The sequence below is a fragment of the Pseudomonas sp. SWRI99 genome (assembly GCF_014270125.1).
GTDB classification, from domain to species: Bacteria; Pseudomonadota; Gammaproteobacteria; order Pseudomonadales; family Pseudomonadaceae; genus Aquipseudomonas; species Aquipseudomonas hamedanensis.
The window spans coordinates 112,086-118,630 of record NZ_JABWQR010000022.1 but is presented as its reverse complement, the minus strand read 5'-3'; the positions used below and the strand labels follow the sequence as shown (position 1 = coordinate 118,630).

Annotated in this window: 7 protein-coding genes; 2 read left to right on the top strand and 5 right to left on the bottom strand. The window is 60.7% G+C overall.

What is annotated here, in order from left to right; all coding sequences use genetic code 11:
• Window positions 1-102: 102 nt before the first annotated feature.
• The 3 genes from zapE to HU743_RS18675 all read right to left on the bottom strand — a co-directional run bounded on the left by zapE (window position 103) and on the right by HU743_RS18675 (window position 2,627).
• Window positions 103-1,233 carry a cell division protein ZapE gene (gene zapE, locus HU743_RS18685; protein WP_186650444.1) on the bottom strand — a complete coding sequence of 377 codons (1,131 nt, stop codon included), beginning with the start codon at window positions 1,231-1,233 and terminating at the stop codon, window positions 103-105.
• Between the two features lie 135 nt (window positions 1,234-1,368).
• Window positions 1,369-2,124, bottom strand: coding sequence for an anti-sigma factor (locus HU743_RS18680; RefSeq protein ID WP_186650433.1), 756 nt, complete (start codon window positions 2,122-2,124; stop codon window positions 1,369-1,371).
• Complete coding sequence (locus HU743_RS18675) at window positions 2,121-2,627, bottom strand: sigma-70 family RNA polymerase sigma factor (protein WP_186650431.1); 507 nt, start codon at window positions 2,625-2,627, stop codon at window positions 2,121-2,123. Before HU743_RS18675 ends, HU743_RS18680 begins: the two co-directional genes overlap by 4 nt.
• 156 nt (window positions 2,628-2,783) lie before the next feature.
• Here HU743_RS18675 and HU743_RS18670 point away from each other — a divergent pair, with 156 nt between their 5' ends.
• Both HU743_RS18670 and HU743_RS18665 read left to right on the top strand, forming a co-directional pair.
• Window positions 2,784-3,890 carry a catalase family peroxidase gene (locus HU743_RS18670; protein WP_186650429.1) on the top strand — a complete coding sequence of 369 codons (1,107 nt, stop codon included), beginning with the start codon at window positions 2,784-2,786 and terminating at the stop codon, window positions 3,888-3,890.
• The gene (locus HU743_RS18665) at window positions 3,887-4,432 is read left to right on the top strand and encodes a cytochrome b (RefSeq protein WP_186622042.1); all 546 of its coding nucleotides are present in this window, start codon (window positions 3,887-3,889) and stop codon (window positions 4,430-4,432) included. Before HU743_RS18670 ends, HU743_RS18665 begins: the two co-directional genes overlap by 4 nt.
• Window positions 4,433-4,492: 60 nt before the next feature.
• Here HU743_RS18665 and HU743_RS18660 read toward each other — a convergent pair whose 3' ends face one another.
• Both HU743_RS18660 and HU743_RS18655 read right to left on the bottom strand, forming a co-directional pair.
• Complete coding sequence (locus HU743_RS18660) at window positions 4,493-5,644, bottom strand: carboxypeptidase family protein (RefSeq protein ID WP_186549888.1); 1,152 nt, start codon at window positions 5,642-5,644, stop codon at window positions 4,493-4,495.
• 481 nt (window positions 5,645-6,125) lie between these two features.
• On the bottom strand, window positions 6,126-6,464 hold the full coding sequence (locus HU743_RS18655) for a DUF3077 domain-containing protein (RefSeq protein WP_186650428.1): 339 nt from the start codon (window positions 6,462-6,464) through the stop codon (window positions 6,126-6,128).
• Window positions 6,465-6,545: the final 81 nt, after the last annotated feature.

Below are 6,545 nucleotides of genomic sequence, written 5' to 3'. Positions count from 1 at the left end.
TTGCTCGCGAAAGCGCAGTGTCAGCCGCAGATACGTTGACTGACGAAACCCCTTCGCGGGCAAGCCGCTCCCACAGGGTTCGCCCTCACAGGGTTCAATATGTCAGTCGGCTTCGTGGACTTCGTGCAACTGGCCCAACCGACTGCGCGTACGTGCCAGGTCGATCGCGTTGCCCGCCAGGCTCTGGCACAACGGCAATCGGCCAAGCAAAGTCAGGTGTTTGTCCTGATCGTAAAGCACGTCGATCAGGTTGATGAAGCGCTGCTGCACAGCGATGGGGCAGCCATCGAGTGCCGGCACGTCATCGATGATCCACTGATCGAAACGCTGGCACAGCTGCAGGTAATCCATGACGGCCGTCGGCTGTTCACACAGGTCGCTGAAGGTAAAACCGACCCGACGCTCTTCGCACAAGCGCGCCTGCAGGTGGCGGGTGCCGACCGCGAGCGTCAGGGCCGACGCAGCCTGCGGCGGCACGTTCAGGGCCTGGCGTTGGGCCGGCGTGGCGGGCCAGACGTAATGTCCCTGGGTGAACCGCTGATGCGTATGGCGCCGGGCCTGGCTGCGATAGTCGTGAGGACCACCCACCTCCATCACCTGCATACGCGCATTGATCAGTTCGATCACCGGCTTGAAGCGGGCGTGATAAAGCGGATTGGGCAGCAGCCCTTCCGGCGCGTAGTTGGAAGTCAGTAACAGCACGATCCGGCGCTTGAACAATGCCTTGAACAGGCGGCTGATGAGCATCGCGTCGCCGATATCGTGGACATGAAACTCATCGAAACACAGGACCTGGCAGTCTTGCAGCCATTCGTCGAGCGTGACCTCCAACGCGTCCTCCAACTGACGGTGGCGGAACATGTCCTGATGCAATTGGGCGAAGAACTGATGGAAATGCAGGCGGCGTTTGCGGGTGATCGGCAGTGCCTGGAAAAAACCGTCGAGCAGCCAGCTCTTGCCGCGCCCGACCGGGCCGTACAGGTACAGGCTGGGCGGCGTGCGCGCGCGGCTGTCGAGCAAAATACTGGCCTGCTGCGCCATGCAGTCAATCACCTGCTGCTGGCTGCGGCTGAGGGTGTAACCCTGCTGGTGGGCCTTGTCGCGGAAATATTCGCGGATCGACCGGGCATTGCCATCAGGCGCCGCGCTGGCGGCCAGGCCCTTGCCGAACAAGCGCTGCAACACCGGCCAGCGTTGGCTCAATCGTGATCGTCTGGTCGGTCGGGCGGGCACGCGGGGCAGACTCCTGGTTGATTGGGCCGGCTCCACCGGGAGCGCGGCGGTCCCAGTTTAACCAGAGCTCGGGCGCCAGCTCCATGAAATATGCACGATCCCGAATGTAGGAGCTGACGAGTGCAGGGTGGTATTTCAGAACGGTGGTGATTGCTTGAGCAACTGCGCCGCCGGCGAGTCCGTCGGGCTGACCAGCGCATAGTTGTAGCCGGCACCGGACCAATAGTCAGCCTGCAAATCGCCATCGTTGCGACTGCCCCGCGGCAGGAACGTATTCTTCGGCCCCGGCGGGCGCACGTAAAAACTCACTTTATGGCCACTGCCATCCTCATACATCACCATCGCCGCCGGACCTTCGTCGGTGCTCAGCAAACGCCCGCTGACCGGCTCGAACCCGGCGGCTTTGAGATCCGGCAAGCGCCCGGCCTGCTTGAAGTAGCGGTCGAGCCAATGCTGCATGTCGCCGTCGTCGTCGACTTGATAGTCGGCCGGCAAGATGCCCTGCTGGGCAATCAACCGATAGGCTTGCAAGGCGTCGGTCATCGGTAACGGGGAAGGGCGCGCCAGGGTCATTTCCCTGGCCTGCCAACCACTGAAACCGCCGATGCCGACCGCGATCAGCAACACGGCCGCGCTGGCCAGATGGCGTCGGGACTGGTGCCGGCGGCGCTGGCGGATCAGCGCCGGATCCAGCGCCGGGTTGGCCGGTTGCTGCAACGCGCCACTGAGGGCTGCACGCAACTGTTGGGCATCCTGCTGCCAGGCGCGCACTTGCGCCGCTTCCTCGGGGTGGCTGGCCAGCCAGGTGTGCAGCGTGCGCCGGTCGGCGTCGCTGAGCTGGTGGTCGACGTAGGCGTGCAAGTCATGCTCGCTGGGAGGCAGGCTGATCATTTGAGTATCCGCAAAGAAGGGCTGCTGATTTCGCCGTCGCTGAGTTGGCGCAAGGCCTGGCGGGCGCGGGACAGGCGCGACATCACGGTGCCGGTCGGGACGCCGAGGATCTCGGCGACCTCTTTATAGGCAAGGCCTTCCACCGACACCATGAGCAGCAGCGCGCGCTGTTCGGTGGGCAAGCGATCGAAAGCTTGCAGGGTCGAGCGGGCGATAACGGTGCGCTCTACCGACGGTTCGGCGTCGTCGCGCCCGGTGAAGAATTCGAGCATTCGCGCATAGCGCCGAGCGCGGCGATGGGCATCGAGAAATTGCCGGTAGAGGATTGCAAACAGCCAGGCGCGCAAATCGCCGTCGGTGCGTTTGCCGCCCCACGCTGACAGCGCCCGTTCAAGGCTGGCCTGGACCAGATCGTCGGCACTGCTGCTGTTGCGCGTCAGGGACACGGCAAAGCGGCGCAGCCGCGGAATGATTTCTCTCAACTGTTCGTCGAATTCGCTCATGAAATTCTACTAGTCACTACGCTGTGGACTAGGAAGACGTCCGTCACTGGAGGTTATTCCACGTTCGGAAAAATAAACACTGCGCCATGGAATAAACCCTGACGGCGCGCGTCTTGCTGATTCTTCCTACCTATGGCCGTTGGCCTGGAGAGTTTCATGGTTGATCGCTCGTCTTCCAACACCGCACCGCCCGGCAGGCCACCGCGCCAGCCATTGAGTGCCGCGAGTCTGGTTTTGCGTCTGGGCGGCATTGCCGTGGTAGTCGCCGCCGTGGCCGGGGCGATGGCCTACGTACATGGCAACTTCGACCCACAGCGATTGACGCCCAAGGCCCTGGTCGATGTGCTGGAAAAGAACAACGGCGTGCATCAAGGTTTTCGGCGCAACCACGCCAAGGGCGTCTGCGTGATCGGCCATTTCGAGAGCAGTGGCGAGGCTCGGGCGTTTTCTACTGCGCAGGTGTTTAATCAACCACAGACGCCGGTGGTCGGGCGCTTCGCCTTGCCGGCGGGCAACCCGTATGCGCCGGACAGCGCCGTGCCAATCCGCAGTCTGGCGCTGCGCTTCACCCAGGCGAACGGCCAGCAATGGCGCACCGGGATGAACAGCATGCCGGTGTTCCCGGTGGCCACTCCCGAAGCGTTCTACCAATTGCAGCAGGCGCAGTCACCGGATCCGGCCACCGGTAAGCCCGACCCGACGAAGGTCCCGGCATTCTTTGCTGCGCACCCGGAAGCCGTGCCGTTCCTGACGTGGGTGAAGACCGCCAAGCCGTCGGCCAGTTACGCCACTGAAACCTATAACAGCGTCAATGCGTTTTACCTGGTCGACGCCAGCGGTAAAAAGCAGGCTGTGCGCTGGAGCATGACGCCACTGGCGCAGGACGCGGCAGGTGCCACCGCCCCTGAGGGCGCCGACTTTCTGGAAAAGGATCTGGTGCAACGCTTGGCCGCTGCACCATTGCGCTTCCAATTGAACATCACCCTGGCCAACGCTGGCGATCCGGTAAACGATGCCAGCAAATCCTGGCCCGTCGGACGCAAGGTGCTGAACGCCGGTACGCTGGTGCTGGAGAAAACCCAGCCGCAGCTCAGTGGTGAGTGCCGCGACATCAACTATGACCCGCTGGTGTTGCCGGCCGGCATCCAAGGTTCCGACGATCCATTGCTTGCCGCGCGTTCCGCCGGCTACGCCGATTCCTACCTGCGTCGCACCAGCGAAGTCAGCCAGTTGCCCGCGGCCAAACAGGAGGCTCGTCCATGAGCAAGCAACCGACTCATTTCGCCTTGCTGGCGCGCCTGTTGCACTGGCTGATGGCGCTGATGGTCATCGCCATGCTGTTTATCGGCGCCGGGATGGTCACTTCGGTGTCGTCTCGCCATGAATGGCTGATCCATCTGCACAAGCCCTTGGGTATCGCGATTCTGGCGCTGGTGATCGTGCGCCTGCTGGTGCGTTGGACCACGCGCCAGCCGCCGCTGCCCGATGATCTGCCGGGCTGGCAAGTGCTGGCAGCCAAGGGCTCCCATGTCTTGTTGTACGCGTTGATGCTGGTGTTGCCGCTGCTCGGCTGGGCGATGATCAGCGCTTCGGGCGAGCCGGTGATGCTCAGCGCCTCGGTGCATTTGCCGTCAATCGTGCCGGCCGATGCACAGCTGTTTGCGTTGTTGCGCAAGGCCCACGGTTATCTGGCCTATCTGCTGTTTCTGACGATACTGGTGCACTTGGCGGCGGCACTGTTTCATGGCTGGGTGCGCCGTGATGAGGTGCTCGAGAGCATGTTGCGCGGGCGCGATCGCGGCTGACCCCTAAAAGCAAAAGATCGCAGGCGGGCTGCGATCTTTTGTCATTACAGGGGAGGGCGATCAGCGCAGGGTATCGACCATGTCGGCGAGCGTGGTCAGCACGTCTTTGCCCAATTGCTTCGAACGTTTGCCCGACCAGCCGGTGAGCTTGTCCGGGTGGTCGTCGTGGTCCTTGAACGGCATCTCCAGCGTCAGCGACAGGCAGTCGTATTTCTGCCCGACGCTGTTGCAGGCCAGTGTCATGTTGGCTTGACCCGGTTCGTCACGGGTGTAGCCGTAGGTGGTCTGGAAGTCTTTGGTGGTGTGCTTCAGGTGACTGCGGAAATGCTCTTCGAGCTTTTCGATGCGCGGCGTAAAGCCAGGGTTGCCTTCGCAGCCGGCGGTGAACACGTGAGGAATGGTTTCGTCGCCATGTACGTCGATAAACGCATCGACGCCATATTTTTCCATCTGTTGCTGGACGAAAAGCACTTCCGGGCTGATTTCCTGACTGGCGCTCTGCCAGGCGCGGTTCAAGTCCTGGCCCATGGCGTTGGTGCGCAGATGCCCGTGGAAGGCGCCGTCCGGGTTCATGTTCGGCACCAGATACAGATCGGCGCTGGCCAGGAGTTTGTTCAGCAGCGGATCGTCCTGACGTTCCAGGCGCTCAATCACGCCTTCCATGAACCATTCAGCCATGTGCTCGCCCGGATGCTGCTGGGCGATAATCCAGATCTTGCGCTGGCCTTCGGCACCGCTGCCTTTGCGCAGCAACTGGATGTCACGGCCTTCGACGCTTTTGCCGGTCGCCAGCAGTTCGGTGCCAGCCTTGCTCAGCGCTTGCCCGATCAGCCAATCGTGACGGCCACGGCTGTAAGGTTCGAAATAGGCGAACCAGGCGTGGGTTTGCTCGGCTTCGAGGCAAAAGCGCAGGCTGTCGCCTTCAAAACTGGTGGGGATGCGGAACCAGTTGACGTGATCATACGACGCTACCGCTTGATAGCCCGGCCAGCCTTTGCTGTAGGTCGATTGGCTGGCATTGACCAGGCGAAACCAGTGTTCCTGATGAACATGCAGGCCGCTGGCCTTGAAGTGGAACCACTGAAAATGCGCGCTGCGTGTATCCGGGCGGATGGCCAGCACCGGATTGAGCGGATTACTGATGTCGATGACTTGGATATTGCCGCTGTCGAAGTTGGCGCTGATATCGAATGAAGATTTGGCCACAGTCATAATCGAATCCTGAATATGATTTTTATGGCGGCTACTTTACACGCAAGACAGCGGTGAAACCGAGGGGAATCGCGGGGTTTGTGGCGGGGGGCGTCCTCCATGACGCGAAGGCAGCTTAGAGACTGTGCGATTGATTCTCAAGTGCTAATTGTCGTTAGTTTGCCCCAGTGTGGCCGGGCTCGGCTTGCCAACCAATATTCTTTTGATATTATCCGCGCCATCGAATTTGCAGCACCCAAAGACTTCATTAGCCTGAAGACACAAGCCCGAAAAACGGGCAAAAAAAGACCCGGCAAAAAGCCGGGTCAAAAACCGTGATTAGCCTGATGAGGAGATAGTCCAGAAGACCGACCTAAGGTCTCTGGTCTATCGACTGATCTCTCGATCAGCTGCTTGCAATAATAATCATTATCATTTGCAAGTCAAATGTTTTATCTGCGCGATTGGAAAATTCTTTCCTGTCCGTTTGAGCTTTCATGGCTCAGGCCTCATTGCCGTCAAGCGAGTGGTCAACCATCGCCCGCGCCATATCCACCATGTGCACCACCGAGAACGCCAGATCGCGACTCGCGCCTTGCAGATTTTCGGCGGCTTTGAAGGCTGTCGCCGCGGCGCAGCGCAACAGATCCGAGGCATGCACCAGCGCTTCCTCGCCGCTGAGGTGGCGCCTGACATCGAAAAAACGCTCATCGGCCTGGGGTTCTGAAACAGTTGGTTTCAAGTAATAGTCGAGCGCTCGCTGGGCCGCGGCGGTGCCTTGGGGCGAGGTGAAGGTGGTGTCCATTTGCAGATCGGGCAGGTCTTTGCTGTTGATGTTCATCGTTAGGGGCCACTCCGTGTTGGATTGAAAGTCCGTTCGCTCAGGATAGTACGATCCGTAATTGTGACTTGAATTTTAATA